This is a genomic window from Thermocaproicibacter melissae (assembly GCF_024498295.1).
Lineage (GTDB): Bacteria > Bacillota > Clostridia > Oscillospirales > Acutalibacteraceae > Thermocaproicibacter > Thermocaproicibacter melissae.
Genome location: NZ_CP101827.1, coordinates 136,461 through 151,220 on the forward strand (window position 1 = coordinate 136,461; position 14,760 = coordinate 151,220).

At 51.1% G+C, this 14,760-nt stretch carries 12 protein-coding genes; 6 read left to right on the plus strand and 6 right to left on the minus strand.

From position 1 onward, the window contains the following. The first annotated feature begins 99 nt into the window (after positions 1 to 99). From NOG13_RS00725 to NOG13_RS00735, 3 genes are all read left to right on the plus strand, one after another. Positions 100 to 690 (plus strand): TetR/AcrR family transcriptional regulator, encoded by a 591-nt coding sequence (locus NOG13_RS00725; RefSeq protein WP_283110410.1) that lies wholly within the window; start codon positions 100 to 102, stop codon positions 688 to 690. A gap of 106 nt (positions 691 to 796) precedes the next feature. Continuing rightward, entirely contained in the window at positions 797 to 2,878 is a 2,082-nt protein-coding gene (locus NOG13_RS00730; protein WP_283110411.1) for an efflux RND transporter permease subunit, read from the plus strand. A gap of 53 nt (positions 2,879 to 2,931) precedes the next feature. Then, positions 2,932 to 5,574, plus strand: a complete 2,643-nt coding sequence (locus NOG13_RS00735; RefSeq protein ID WP_283110412.1) for a hypothetical protein — start codon at positions 2,932 to 2,934, stop codon at positions 5,572 to 5,574. A 68-nt stretch (positions 5,575 to 5,642) separates the two neighbouring features. Here NOG13_RS00735 and NOG13_RS00740 read toward each other — a convergent pair whose 3' ends face one another. Continuing rightward, positions 5,643 to 5,885, minus strand: coding sequence for a phage holin family protein (locus tag NOG13_RS00740; RefSeq protein WP_283110413.1), 243 nt, complete (start codon positions 5,883 to 5,885; stop codon positions 5,643 to 5,645). Positions 5,886 to 5,891: 6 nt separating this feature from the next. Further along, entirely contained in the window at positions 5,892 to 6,245 is a 354-nt protein-coding gene (locus NOG13_RS00745; RefSeq protein WP_283110414.1) for a hypothetical protein, read from the minus strand. Between the two features lie 260 nt (positions 6,246 to 6,505). Here NOG13_RS00745 and NOG13_RS00750 point away from each other — a divergent pair, with 260 nt between their 5' ends. The 3 genes from NOG13_RS00750 (at position 6,506) to NOG13_RS00760 (ending at position 7,774) form a co-directional block, all read left to right on the plus strand. Next, the gene (locus NOG13_RS00750; protein ID WP_283110415.1) at positions 6,506 to 7,093 is read left to right on the plus strand and encodes a hypothetical protein; all 588 of its coding nucleotides are present in this window, start codon (positions 6,506 to 6,508) and stop codon (positions 7,091 to 7,093) included. A 177-nt stretch (positions 7,094 to 7,270) separates the two neighbouring features. Next, positions 7,271 to 7,411 (plus strand): hypothetical protein, encoded by a 141-nt coding sequence (locus NOG13_RS00755; protein WP_283110416.1) that lies wholly within the window; start codon positions 7,271 to 7,273, stop codon positions 7,409 to 7,411. 225 nt (positions 7,412 to 7,636) lie between these two features. Next, positions 7,637 to 7,774 carry a hypothetical protein gene (locus NOG13_RS00760; RefSeq protein ID WP_283110417.1) on the plus strand — a complete coding sequence of 46 codons (138 nt, stop codon included), beginning with the start codon at positions 7,637 to 7,639 and terminating at the stop codon, positions 7,772 to 7,774. Positions 7,775 to 8,017: 243 nt separating this feature from the next. Here the strand turns inward: NOG13_RS00760 and NOG13_RS00765 are convergent, their stop codons facing one another. The 4 genes from NOG13_RS00765 to NOG13_RS00780 form a co-directional block, all read right to left on the minus strand. Beyond that, positions 8,018 to 8,782, minus strand: coding sequence for an SDR family NAD(P)-dependent oxidoreductase (locus tag NOG13_RS00765; RefSeq protein WP_283110418.1), 765 nt, complete (start codon positions 8,780 to 8,782; stop codon positions 8,018 to 8,020). Next, complete coding sequence (gene thpR, locus NOG13_RS00770) at positions 8,779 to 9,321, minus strand: RNA 2',3'-cyclic phosphodiesterase (protein ID WP_283110419.1); 543 nt, start codon at positions 9,319 to 9,321, stop codon at positions 8,779 to 8,781. Before thpR ends, NOG13_RS00765 begins: the two co-directional genes overlap by 4 nt. A gap of 126 nt (positions 9,322 to 9,447) precedes the next feature. Further along, on the minus strand, positions 9,448 to 11,208 hold the full coding sequence (locus NOG13_RS00775) for a methyl-accepting chemotaxis protein (RefSeq protein WP_283110420.1): 1,761 nt from the start codon (positions 11,206 to 11,208) through the stop codon (positions 9,448 to 9,450). A 205-nt stretch (positions 11,209 to 11,413) separates the two neighbouring features. Further along, a complete protein-coding gene (locus tag NOG13_RS00780) occupies positions 11,414 to 14,566 on the minus strand; it encodes a glycoside hydrolase family 2 TIM barrel-domain containing protein (RefSeq protein WP_283110421.1) in 3,153 nt (1,050 codons plus the stop codon). Positions 14,567 to 14,760: the final 194 nt, after the last annotated feature.

Here is a 14,760-nt window from a genome sequence, read left to right on the forward strand (position 1 = left end):
AAATCGTCACGAAAATATTGACTAATAGTCATTTTTGAAGTATACTGCTTGCTGCAAGAATGACTAATAGTCATTTTTTTAGGAAAGGAGGGTCGTTCCGTGGGCGAAAAGCTGCTTGGAAACAAGGCTTTAAAAATGAAAAAGCTCTACGATGCAGCTTACGAACTCTTTACATCGAAAGGCGTGCATAACACTGTCATCGACGATATCGTCAAGCACGCAGGCGTGGCAAAGGGTACGTTTTACCTCTACTGCAAGGATAAATATGATCTAGTTGACCGCGTAATTATCCGCAAGTTGTCGTTTGTGATCAACAATGCGATGAAAGCTCTTTCCGAAAAGAAAAAGGCTGAAGAGTTGGACTTTCAGGAAAGCGTGATTTTCTTTGCCGACTATCTAATAAATTATTTTCGCGGCGACACCCGATTCCTCGAGCTAATCGTAAAAAACTTCTCCGAGAGCTTGTACCAAAAGCTGTTCCGGTGCGAAGAGCTTGAGCCGACGCGAAAGATCTTCGTGGAAAACTTCATGCTGAACGGAGGAAGCAGTGAGAATGCCGGCAAACGCCTTTACCTCATCGTCTGCTTGGTGAGCATCGTTTGCTACAATTCCATTGTTCAGAAAATGCCTTATACGTTCGAGCAGATAAAGCCGGAGCTGTACCGTTCCGTCAGGCAGATTCTCACCTGACCTGAAAGGCGGCCAGAATCTCTCATACAGCCTTTTTCGGAAGAACGTGGATGAGAGAGGCTTTCTTTTTTGTACCCTTTTTACTAATTCAAAGGAGGAAACGAGTTTGCCTTCCAAAATAACAAGGTTTTTGACTCACCACCCCGTCCTCATTATTACACTCGCCGTGCTGCTGCTGATTCCGAGCCTCATCGGCTACGCACATACCCGCGTCAATTACGACATTCTTTCCTACCTGCCTGAGACGCTCGACTCCACCAAGGGCGAGGCCGAACTAGAGAATACCTTCCACGACGCGGCCACATCGATTATTGTCATTGACAATATGCCGGCAAAAGACGTCGTGGCCCTGAAGGACAAAATTAAGGAAGTGCCCGGTGTCAATTCGGCTTTGTGGGTTGACGACATCGCCGATATCACCATCCCGAAGGATATGCTTCCCGACCTTCTGCGTGACACGGTATACAGCGGAGATTCCACGCTGATGCTTGTCACCTACAACGGAGCGGCATCTTCCGACGAGACGCTCACAGCACTCACCAATGTACGGAAGCTTCTGAACAAACAGTGCTTTTTGAGCGGATTATCCGCCGTCACAAAGGACACCTGCGACCTCGTCACCACTCAGGTTCCTTATTATGTTTTGTTCGCCTTCCTGTTCTCCATCATCGCAATGACGCTGTGCATGCGCTCATGGCTGCTGCCGCTTGTCTTTATGCTGGGCTTTCTGTTCCCGGTGGCTTACAACTTCGGTTCCAACGTTTTTCTCGGCGAGATTTCCTACATTACGCAGGCAATCGCGGCGGTGCTGCAGCTCGGCGTTACCATGGACTTTTCCATCTTCCTGCTGAACCGCTACGACGAAGAACGGCAGAAATATGACGACCCGCGTGACGCGATGGCCATAGCCATTCAAAAAGCGTTCGTCGCCATCATCAGCAGCTCAACCGCTGTGGTAGCAGGCTTCGCCGCCCTCTGCTTCATGGAACTCACCCTCGGACGCGACATCGGCATTGTCATGATGAAGGGCGTCATTCTCGGCGTTCTCTCCACCCTGACGATTCTGCCCTCGCTCGTGTTGGTATTTGACAAACCGATTTACCGCTTCACCCACAGAACGCTCATTCCGCCGTTTGACCGCGGCACAAACTTCATCATGAGGCACCGCAAGGGATTTGCCATTGCGTTCATTCTCATCATCATCCCGGCGGCGCTCATCCGCAACCAAACTCAGCTTTACTATGACCTTCAGAAGTCGCTGCCGTCAAGCCTTCCCTCTATTACGGCTTCCAATAAGCTGAAAAGCACATTTAACATGACCTCAACAAACTTCGTCATTATCGACGACAACCTGCCCGTCAGCAAGGTGCAGGCCATCACATCTGACATCCGCGACTTAGACGGCATTGATTCGGTCGTATGCTACAGCGATATCCTCGGCCCAGCCATCCCAGACGATATCGTTCCCTCCGATGTTCGTGAAATTTTCAAAAAGGACGGCCGGCAGATCATTCTCGTCACCACGAAATACAACACGGCAACCGATGCGGCAAACAAGCAAATCAGCGAGATAGCGTCAATTGCCAAAAAGTATGACCCCACTTCCAAGGTGACTGGCGAAAGCGCACTGACCAAAGACCTCATTGATGTGGCCAGCCACGACTTCAAGGTATCGGACATGATTTCGATTGCCTTTATCTTCCTAATTGTGGCATTCACCTTCCGTTCGCTGGCGCTGCCTGTTCTCCTCATCTGCATCATTGAGTGTTCCATTTTCATCAATATCGGCGTCGCACCGATCATGGGAACGGTGATTCCGTTTATTTCGCCGACCGTCGTCAGCTGTATTCAGCTCGGTGCCACGGTGGACTACTCCATCCTCATCACCTCACGGTTCCTAGAAGAGATGCAAAACGGCCGCGAACGCGGCGAGGCAATACGCATCGCTATGACGACTTCCTTCCCGGCCATCGTGACAAGTGCACTGGTACTGTTCAGCGCGACCTCAGGTGTATCCGTTGTCTCCAACATTGAAATCATCAAGAGTATCTGCACCATGCTGGCGCGCGGCGCGCTCGTGAGCGTTGTCGTCATCGTGCTCTTCCTGCCGCCGCTGCTTTACATCCTGCAGCCGGTAATTGAAAAACTGAGCTTCAAGCGGAAGAAAAGCGGTGCCACCGCAGGCTGATTTCTCGCGAACATAAATTTGATACTACCCAATGGAAACGGAGGAATTTCACCATGAAAAAGAAAACACTTCGCAGATGCGGCCGCGTAGGGTGCCTCTGCCTAGCGGCAGCCGTTGCACTGACGGCGCCCTCTTCGGTTTACGCCAGTGCCGCAGGAACAAATAAAGACGAAACCGTCTATGTCAACCTTGACTCCGCCGGAAATGTGCAGGAAACCATTGTTTCGGATTGGCTCCATTCCGACGATGCCACACAGCGCATTACGGATAAATCCGACCTGAAAGACATTCAGAACGTCAAATCGGACGAAAAATCCATCCAGCAGGGCGACACCCTGACTTGGGTCCTTGATACCGACAACACCGGCAAAAACATTTACTATCAAGGAAAAACCGATAAGAAAACGCCGCTTGAAATTTCTATGTCTTATACACTGGACGGCAAAACCGTAACAGCTTCCGAAATTGCCGGAAAAAGCGGCAAGGTCACCATCAACCTCACTCTGAAGAACACTTCGGCTCAGACCGTGAATGTGAACGGCAAAGACGTTACCATGTACACTCCCATGACCGCAATTGCCGTTGCCATTCTCCCTTCCTCCACATTCAAGAATGTCACCGTCAACTCCGGCAAGATTCTGTCGGACGGAAACAACCAGTTCGTTACGTTCCTCTCTATGCCGGGCCTCTCGGAAAGCCTCGGTCTGAAAGACTCCGCTTTCACGGAGCTGAGCAGCCTTGACCTGCCCGAAACGCTTACCATCACCGCGGATGCGAAGGACTTCTCCCTGCCTTCCATTATGATTGGAGCAACGCCGAAGCTCGTGGACTCCGACAAGCTTTCGACCTCGGATGACATCGACAAACTGGTCGACAGCCTGAAAAGCCTGAAAGACCTGCAGAACGACCTGAACAAGGTGGACCCGGATAAGGACATTAGCTCGCTGATTACGAATCCGGACCACACAGCCGCTGTAAAGCTACTGATTGACGATGTCTTCGATTTCTACAATCTTGACACCAGCGACGTCACTCTTCTTACCAAATATATCAACGACAATACTTTCTCCCTTGCCGACAAGGTTACATCTGACCTGACCAAGTCTGACCTGAAATATCTCTTTGACAGCAACGTGATCGGCAAGACTTCCACTTCTCTTTCCAAGATCGACATGAAAAAGGCAAACGCGCTGATGAACGACTATGCAACCCTCAGCACGTTTGATGCTTCCAAGCTCAACGGCGCCGCAAAGCTTCTTTCCGACAGCTCCGCGGCTTCCGGCAGCCTTTCCAAGCTCCTCTCCGATACTTCGGACCTTGTGACGCATGTGGACGCAAATTCCCTGAAAGTTCTCGGTGCTCTTTCAGACCCCCACATTCAGAATGACCTTATTTGCACGCTCACCGGCCTCAACACGCTGAAAGGAACCGTTGCAAGTTTGACGGGCGGTTCCGCAAACATTTCGCTTGACCAGCAGGATGTTAAAGCATTCCTCGAATCCTATCTCTCACGGAATCTCGGAAACCTTGCTGTGCAGGCAATTGATTCTCATGCCGTAAATGGTATGATTACCGTTGGCGGCCTTAGCAGCATTATGACAGGTCTCGGAGTGAGCGCAGATCAGCAGCAGAATTTGGTTACTGCTATGTGCACAATCAAACCGACAACACTCGGAGCTGCGTTCGCTCAAAACGACCCTAATGCAATTGTTTCCGCAGCAGACGTTGAAACAGCTCTCGGCACGGTTCTTGCCGGTATGTCCGAAAGTCAACTCAAAGCGTTGGTCTCCCCGCTTGCCGCAAGCTTGGCGAATAATCTCACTGCCTCGGTAAATAACCTCCTGACAAACAGCAATAAGCTTCAGAATGACCTCACAAACGCCCTCGGCAGCAATTATGTTGACGTACTGAAAAGCGCGATGTCATCCGCCGCTTCTCTGAAAACCCTTGCCTATGACTTTGCAACGCTTCCCGCGCAGGATCAAGGCAAGGTTGTTGCCACGATGAAGGACGCACAGGCACTTCTCGCCGACAAGCAGACGCTCGCTTATCTCGGAACATGGGCACAGAAGCTTCCGGCCATGCAGAACGACCTGAAAGCAAACAGCGGCAACATTGCCGCCCTGAAACAGCTCATGCAGGTAACACAGGACACCAGACTCAAGAAGTCGCTGGCTTCCCTGCCTTCCCTCAGCAGTGACCTGAACAGCGTTTCCTCTCTTGTGTCGTCGATGAAGAAGGACTTCTCCAGAATTGACCGCCGCAAATTACCCGGCACAATGTCAACACTTTTGAAGATGCGCACGGATATCCTCAACAGCAAGGATGTTATGAACATCTGCCGCAAGGCGACCTCCGACGACACGGTTTCCGTGTTCCGTGATGCTCTGAATCAGGCAGACAGCCTTATGAGCGACGCCGAAACCAACGGCTATCTCGATAAGATCGACAGCGCCGAAGAACTTCTTGCCCGCAAGGACGAATACCTGAAGCTCGCCGATCAGTATCAGATTTTCACGGAAGCTGCCGACGGAGCTACCACTTCGGTGAAATTCGTCTACAAGACCGCGGAAATCAAGAAGCCGACCACTGAGAAAGCAACCCAGGCAGAAGTCTCCAATGAGACCCAGTCCGGCGGAATTGGCGCTTGGTTCCAGAACCTCTTCAAAAATATCCGCAACCTGTTCCACTTCTAATTCTTCAAGATAGAAAACGCCCGACGACCTTACAGGCCGCCGGGCGTTTTCCTTTTTGACGCAACCGTTTACTTTTTCACTTCGCAGTTTTCCGTCTCTTCCGGTGTAGATGTGCCGGTAGCAGAGGCGTCCACAAGGCCCTCGCCGACAATATACGCAATCACGGAACCAAGCGCCATGATGACGCCGCTTATCTGTTGCGTTGTGTTTGAATTCACACCAAACAGGGCCAACACGCCAATGACAAGACCCGACAGGGCTACCCAGAATTTTCTGGAAGACAGTTTCTGCGACCAGTTAATTTTACCCATGATAAATCACCTTTCTGCCGGATTGACCGGCTGAGAGTTTTCCTGGCGCGGTGCAGTCGGAAGTTCACGCAATTTGTTGTAAAGATCCGTGCCCGTGCCGTTCCCGCCAAGTGCATGATATGGCTCATAGAGAAGCTGCATATTCTCGCGGTCACACACATCGGCATAGCCTTTTGCTTCACATTGAAGGTAGCGCTCTTGTATCCGATCGTACAGCAGACCTCGCAGGCCTTCCTCAATTGCATCTTGGCGGGCATTTTGTCGCTTCATTCTTGTATACAAATATTTGACCGCCGCCGTCAGACCCGCCACAAAAGCACCGGCAAATGCGGTGACAACGGCTCTGAGCCATTCCTGCAAATTGCACGCCCCCTTCCATTCATTTTATGTCCCCGTGTGGCAAGCGGTCCGCTTTGCTTCTTCGCGCGCTTCAATCTTTTTCCGACCTTCATCTACCCGCTTTTCAGGCCCATTTGTTGCTCTTTTTAAGGCAATTTTCCAAAAATATTTTTATGACTGGCATTGTGTTGACAGACCCAACTTCCCTCGCTATAATTAGTCTTGATATATGTCTTTACATATGTTATTACATATTGTTGATAGAAAGGAAGAAGCAACCGATGATGAAAAAGGAAGCCAAACTTCAGGTTCTGATTGCCGAAGCGCTGCTTTGTGCCATTGGCATTGCAATTCCGATGTTCTGCCCGAAGATCGTGATTGGGCCTGCCTCGTTTACGCTGGCGAGCCATGTGCCGGTGTTCCTGGCCATGTTCATTTCGCCTGCCGCGGCTGTAACCGTTTCCCTCGGGACGACCCTCGGATTCTTCGTTGCCGGATTCCACCCCGTTGTTGTGCTGCGCGCGCTCAGCCATGTTGTGTTTGCGCTGGTGGGAGCGCTGTGGCTTCGCAAGTCTCCGGAGACTCTCGCTTCTGTTAAAGGAACAACACTGTTCGCCGTTGCTGTTTCCGCTCTTCACGCAGCCTGCGAACTGGTTATTGTAACTTTCTTCTTCTTTGGCAATCAGCTCTCGCCGGAAACATACCAAAGCGGATATTTTATCAGCGTGTTCTTGCTTGTTGGCCTCGGCGGAATGATTCACAGCCTTGTGGACTTCAGCATTTCGCTTGCCGTTTGGAAGCCCGTCGTTCACACGGTGCGCTTCCCCGTCAGTGTGAAACGCATTTTCCAAAAAACCGAGCAGGCATAGCCGTCTGTTTCTTTGTCTAAAATCAAAATCCCCGCGGAGCGTTCTCTTCCGCGGGGATTTTGCGCGCAGTTTAATTTTTTGGTATGCCGCTGCCCGTCTGTGCGTACGATATTTCAGTGAGGTGATTTGGTATGCCGTGCTGCCCGGGAGATGATCTCGTTCTGCTAGCAGCACTGATTGCCAATCTCGCGCGACGTGGACACGGATACCCTCAATCTGCTTGGTTCCTTTTACAGTTCACTCGGCCAGAATCTCTCCACCATTGCGGCAAAGCGTCAGCAGTGCGACGACAGTTCAAAAGATGGCACAAAAAAATGAAAACCCGCCTCACCGGGAAGGCTTTCTGGAATCCATGAATTCGACAAAATTCGGCTATCTAGGTAATATATAGGTGCTTCTGCTTTGCAGAACACAATATGTTGAAAACCCAGTTGAATATGTGCAAAACCGGTTGAGGACAAAATCTTGCAAAAAGTTGACATAAACCCGCTTGCATTTCTGCACAGACCAGAGTACCATATTTATAGGAAAGGAGTGATGCCTATGGGTATGATTTACGAATTACTGAAAATGCCGAAAACGGAACGGAAGAAATTCCTAGACGATGTAAAGCGGCAGGAATCTGCCGAAAAAATGAAAGTACAAGGAAAAAATGCGCTGCAGAACAAAGCAGAAAAGTAGAGGAAGAACCGTGGCAAACAGCTGCGGGTATTTTTTTGCCCAAATCTAAGACTAGCTGTAAAGTTGAAACGCAAAGGCAATTTTACAATTATGAGAGTATCAGCATGAAAAACGGCCTCACTCCGTTTGGAATCCGAAGCAAGGCCTAAATCTTAGTTCTTCTGCGACAGGGCTTTTATTTCTTTGTCGGTTCATTGGGGAACAGTCCACTTTGGGTACGGCTTTTCTGCGGGATAGTTAGGTTCAGCGGGCGCTTGGACCTTCCTTGCGCCGTTGAATTCGGTAAGCTGCTCGGACGATGAGCTTTTCGGGAAGAAAACGTTCAAAGAACAGAGCCGTTTTCATCAGAGCACCGGGAACGATGACGGTTTTTCCGGCAAACATTCCCTTGAGGGCATAGGCTGCGGCCTGCTCCGCAGAAAGGCCCTTCATGCTGAATTTCACGCCTGCCACATCATTGAATTCCGTGTCCACCGGGCCGGGGCAGAATGCGCTTACCGTTACAGGGCTTCCGCTGCGCCGGAGTTCCTCGGCAAGGGCTTCGGTGAGGCGTAGAACGTATGCCTTGGAAGCATAGTAAGAGGAAAGAAGAGGCCCGGGCTGAAAAGCCGCGGACGAGGAAACGTTCAGAATCCGTCCGGAACCGCGCGCAACGAAATCGCGGCAGAACAGCTTCGTGAGAATATGAAGCGCACGGATATTGACATCGTTCATTTCAAGCTCGCGGTGCAGGTCGGTTTCAAGAAACGGACCGAAAACACCGAAGCCCGCGCAGTTGATGAGAATGTCTACTCCGCTGTCTTTTGTCTGCTCGTATAATTGAAAGCAATCGCTTTTTTTCGAGAGGTCGGCAGGAATCACTACGCAAGGCGTTTTCAGTTCTTTTTTCAGCTGTTCCAGCCGGTCGACTCGCCTAGCCGTCAGAATCAATTCATATCCCTGTTCGCTAAGCTGACGGGCAAACTCTCGGCCGATACCCGAGCTTGCACCTGTTACAAGAGCTTTCATTGTAGAAGGCCTTTCAATGCTTTGGTCGCGAGTGCAGTGTAGACACGGCGTCCGTTCTGCAGTTCTGACAACATGAGACTGAAACAGTCTGCCTGCGTGCAGAAAACAGGAACGGAAAGCACGCTGCGGTCGCAGTCCGGTTTCAAAACAGCCCTGCGCGCCAGTGTAATGTGCGGGCGATAGTCCCGCTTCTCTATGGCAAAGCCGCGCTTGATGAGAGCCTCGCAGAGCGATTCATACAGGGAACAGAGAGGGTCGGAAGCTTCCACTCCAGCCCAGTAAAGAGAACCGGAACGCTGATGAAAACAGCCGATTCCGCCGATTTGCAGGGGAAAGCTCGCAATGTTGACTTCTTCCATAGCTTCTTTTAGGGTAGGCAGAGCCGAAGAGGATACTTCTCCGAGAAACACAAGGGTAAGGTGGAGGTTGTCACGTGTGGTGAAAGATCCCTGCTCACAGCATGTTCGGATCCGCTCGATTGCCTCGCAGAGTGTGTCTTTAACCGATTCACGAAATGTGACGGAAAAAAATAGCCTCAATTTCAGCAGCCCCCTTCTGTACGTTCAATCATAGTCATTATAACATTCACAGAAGAAAAAGAAAACTGCGGAAAAGGAAAGAGGCCCGTCCGAAAACGGGCCTGAAGAAAAGAGGAAGGCGTTTTCTTATTTACTGTCACCGCGCAGAGAAATCCAGTTGATTTCTTCTCTGAGTCGGGCTGCCTGCGAAGAAAGCTCCTCGCTCGAAGCGGCGCTTTCCTCCGCCGTTGCCGAGTTGGACTGAACGACACCCGAAACTTGGTTCACGCCGGAAGTGATCTGCGTGACGGCGGTTGCCTGCGCCTCAGATGCTTCGCGAATCTGCTGGATGGATGCATCCATGCGCTTGATTCTCTCTTCGATGTTGTCGAAAGATTTTGCCGTGTTTTCCGCCAGCGTAAAGCCAGCCTTAACCTTGTCGATAGAATTCTGGATGAGCTGGGAAGTCTGTTTTGCCGCCTCCGACGACTTTCCTGCGAGATTCCGTACTTCGTCTGCAACAACGGCAAAGCCTTTTCCGGCAGCGCCGGCACGGGCGGCTTCAACAGCCGCATTCAGCGCAAGAATGTTTGTCTGGAAAGCAATATTGTCGATCACACGGATAATCTTACTGATTTCCTCAGAAGATTTGGAGATGGCTTCCATGGCGCTCAGCATATTCTTCATCTGCTCGTTGCCGTTGGCAGCGGCTGCCGAAGCGTCAGCCATGGCCTGAGAAACCTTGGCGATATTCTGGGAGTTTTGTTTGACTTTTTCGGAGACGTCCAAAATGGAAGCCGAAAGCTCTTCCACTGCCGAAGCCTGTTCCGATGAGCCGGCCGCCAGCGCTTGGGCACCGGAAGAAACCTGCTCGGAGTTAGAGGCCACAAGGTCGGCGGAATCGCGGACAACTTTGAACACTCGGTTCATTTGGTCGAGAACCTGGTTTGTTGCATCCGAAATCGGGCGGAAATCTCCTGCCAGTTCCGGAACGGGTTCGGTATTGTAATTTCCGGCTGCCATGTCGGTGAGAACCTTTGAGATGGTAGTAACCATATTTTGCAGCCTTGCAAAGAATTCATTCAGAGCTGTGGCAAGAATACCAATCTCATCACCGGATTCGTAGGTCGAACGCACCTGCAGGTTGCCCTTTGCCATTTCATCGGAGCAAGCAACAAGCTCGGAAAGCGGCTTGCTGATAGACACGGAAATGCGCAGGCCAATAAAAATAGATATCACAATACCGGCTACGGCCAAAACAATCATTACAATAAAGAATATGGTTTCCTGTTTCTCTTCTGCCTCATACGCCGCCTTTGAAAGATTGATGCGGTAAGTCATATACTCCGTGAAGGTTAAAGTGAGGAAAGAGTTCTTGGAATTGGCCGAGCGAAGCAGCGATCTGGCCAAACCTTCGTCGCCGTCGATTCCGGCGTTTAAAACTTCGTCTATTGCATCTAGATAAGTATCGTTATAGGCGGTTATTGCGTCATCGATTTTTTTGGACCATGTTTTGTCGGTTACCTCATTTTTAATTTTCTTCATGTAGTTCTGCAAAGAGGAATCGTAGGTCTTAACCGTTGCCTTCGTCTGCTCGTAGTAAGAGGAATTGGAGTTATTTAGCACGGCCTGTGCGACCAGCGACTGCATTGTTGAGAGCGTCGAGATTGCATTGGAAATAGTAGGCATTGATTCCAATCTGTCTTCGATTTCCCTAGAAGTCTGAACGGCATTCTGGAGCGAATATAGCCCGAATCCCGCGACGACCAGACAAATGAACGAGCTCAGAAGGAATCCGGCCAAGAGCCGTTGGCGAATCGTGCGACCGCCCCGTTTTTTGCGAGATAATTTCACGCTGGAAAACCGGTTTGCAAACCGGTTGAGCCAGTTTGGTTTTGCTTTTCTCATAAAACATCCTCCTCTGTAATGTCGTTAAATTTGAACGAAGATAGCGTCCTAAACTGGCAAAATTAGTGCAACTATAAGGAAAAGCACTAAATTTTACTAAAATCTATTATAACTTTGTAGAAATACATGTCAATAAAGGAAGCAATAAAGATTTTTTAGTTAAATTTTATAAATTTCTTATAAAAAAAGACCCGCAGCCAAGGGGTTATCCCTTTTGGCTGCTGGTCTTGCTGACGCCGGAAATCATAATCTGCATTTCATAAGTACGCCCGCGCGGGATGCGGAATGCCTTTTGAACGGTTCCGATGCCGGGAACACGGGCGGCAACACCTTTCTGCAAAGCATCAATGTTGACCGTGAGATGTCCACAGTCGCGAAGCTCATGGCGATGCTGAGCGTTCTGTAAATTTTCCTGCGTGTAGGGCCAGACGCTAAAGCCAAATGTTTTACCCGTTACGCGCACCCCGTTGCCAGAGGAATCGTGTAGCATCATCCAGCGAACATCGGAGCGCGTGCCGTTTTCCTGCGGCCGCACATAGCTGTGAGGCATTTCTTCGGCGGAAAAGCTGTAAAGCCCTATGGGAGCGCCGGCTTTCCTGTCGCTGTAATTCTCGTGGGGGCCTCTGCCGTACCAGGTGACATTGCCGAGTGAGGGGGAAACTCCCATCGTAAGGCCTACGCGAACCATTTCCCGCTTTGGGCGCACGGTGTGGCGGATTAGAATGTTGCCCTCGCCGTCTATGGAGTAAACGGTAACAGCCGTTCCACGGCAAAGCGGAACGCGGTGCTGCACGGTTACCGTTACTGTCTTTTCGTCGGTTTCCGCCGTAATGGATTTCAGACGCCGCCGTTCCGTGGCCTTGCGCCACTTGAGCGAAGGAATCATCAGGAGTTCGCGGAATGTTTTGTTGTAGTTCGCGTAGCCGAGGTCGTTGTCGGTCAAAGCACGCCAGTAGTTCAGATGAAGCGGCGCCGCAAGGACTTCACCGAACCCGTAGTTCAGCGAAATGATTTCTCCGGTGCTGCGTGAAATTTTCATGTGAAAATTCTTAGCCCGAATATCAAACCGGTCATCCGACTCGGTGAGCTTGACGGAAAGGCGCGGATGAAGCGCAGGGTCGGCGTCGGGAGCCGCTTGAAGAACAAACTGCTCGAAAGCAATCGGGAAGCCGTCGCGGTACCAGTTGGCACAGCCTTTTGTCACAAAAAAGACAGTCAGCAGATATTCATGGCCTTTCTTAAAATGCTTGCTTTTGTAAGGAAGGGTGAATTCAATGCTTTCGCCCGCAGCTACCACCGGAGCATCTTGACGGTGCTGTTCCACGATGCGGCCGTCCTCCGTAATTTGCCAAAGCATCGCAAAGCTGGAAAGGTTCAGAAAGTTGTATCGGTTTTCAATTTTTAAGATGCCTTTCTGCAAATCGACCGGAGAGAGGGCGATGCGCTGGTATGCCCGTTTTACCTCATAATAAGATGGGTGCGGAATGCGGTCGGCCCCCACGATGCCGCAGGAGCAAAAGTTGCCGTCGGTCACACCTTCACCGAAATCTCCGCCGTAGAGCCAGCGGTCCTCCCCGTCTGGCGTTACGCGGTGAATGGCAAGGTCAAGGAAAGACCACAGAAAGCCGCCCGCAAAGTGGGGATATTGATCGAAAAACTCTACATAATCCAGCATCCCGCCGAGGCTGTTGCCCATTGCCCCTAAATATTCGCAGAGCAAAACCGGCCGGCCGCTATACTGCTCCGCTCGAACGGGTTTGTTGTCCCCTGTCCTGAGGTTGGAAATCCTTCCGTTGAAGCCGACGGAAACGCTTTCCTTGCGGCTCATCTTCTGCATCTCTTCCAGGCTCGGATACATGCGCGAAATGACGTCACTTACGGTGTTATCGGGGTCGCCCTCATAGTGGATGGGCCTTGTCGTGTCAAGCGCCAGAAGCGCCTTTTTCATGCGGACGAAGTTCGGCCCGAATCCGGCTTCGTTGCCGAGCGACCAGAAGACGACGCACGGGTGGTTGCGGTCGCGCCGCACCATGCGCGTTACGCGGTCGATGGCGGCATCCTTCCACAGCGGGTTGTTGCCCGGAATCCCCTGCTTGCGCACGGCGTGGGATTCGAGGTCGGCCTCATCCATGACATAGATTCCGTATTCGTCGCACAGGTCGTAGAACAGCGGGTCGGCGGGATAATGGCTTGTCCGCACAGCGTTGATGTTTGCCTGCTTCATCAGAATCACATCTTGGCGGTAGCGCTCCTCCGGCAAAGTCCAACCGCCGTCCGGGTCAAATTCATGGCGGTTGACGCCGCAAAGCACTACGCGCTTTCCGTTTACCCGAAATTGCCCGTTATGAATCTCGCACGAGCGGAAGCCAAAGCGGATGCTCTTTGCCTCCAACACTTCACCCGAGGAAGATTTCAGCACCGCAACGAGCGTGTAAAGGTTCGGTTCCTCGGCGCTCCATAGGCGAGGGTGCGGAACATCTCCGGAAATTACTGCTTTTTTGGTAGAAAACGCTCCGGCGGCGGTGCGTGTGGTAAAGTGCAGGGGAGCCTCGTTTTCTTGACCGTAGAGAATCAGCTCCATCTCCGCGGCGAGGGCCGTTTCGCCGCTGTTTACTAAGTTCAGTTCCGTCTCGAGCCGCCAGTTCTCATAGGTTTCGTCAGGAATGGCGTGAGCGTAAATATCGCGCAGATATAGGGGCGGTTCCGCAGTCAGGGTTACACTGCGGAAGATGCCGCTGAAATACCACATCTCTTGGCCTTCGAGATAGGTAGCGTCGCTGAAGCGGAGCACCTCCACCGCAATCACGTTTGTGCCGGGCTTGAGGTACTGCGTTATGTTGAATTCCGCAGGTGTCATGGAACCTTTGGAAAAGCCGGCCTGTTCGCCGTTGATATACACATAAAAAGCAGATTTTACCCCGCCGAAACAGAGAAAAACCTCACGGCCGCCGAAGCATTTCGGTACCGTGAAGGTTCGGCGGTAATAACCTGTTTCATTTCGTTCGCGGTCAATTTCGGGAACATGTCCCCGCTTTGCGCAGACGGCAGGCGGATAGGAGTCTCTTAAGTAATACGGTTTGCCGTAGCCCTTCAACTGCCAGACGGACGGCACTTCAATTCGGTCCCATCCGACGGTGCTATAATCCGGTTTATAAAAATCGGGAATTTGCCCCCGGGTGCCCTGAATCCATTTAAAATTCCATTCGCCGTCAAGGCTTACCGTATACTTCGATTTTTTTCGTGCAGCAGCTTCCATCACACTGTCATACGGCGCCCAAATGGTATGAGCAGGCTCCTTGCTGATGCCAAGTACAAGCGGATTTTCACAATCCCACATACGCGCGATTTGAGAGTCCATTTCAACACCTCCGCCCAAAAAGCAGCCGGGCAAATTCCCGGCGCATCTTTTTAACATTCATACGCTATCACAAAATCACCGCGAAAGCAAGAAAAGGAATGCGCGCAAAAGCGCGAAGAATGACAAAACAAAACTTTCTTGTAAAACACGGCGTTTTCTGTTCACCTGTACTAATTATCCGGTACTTCGCATAC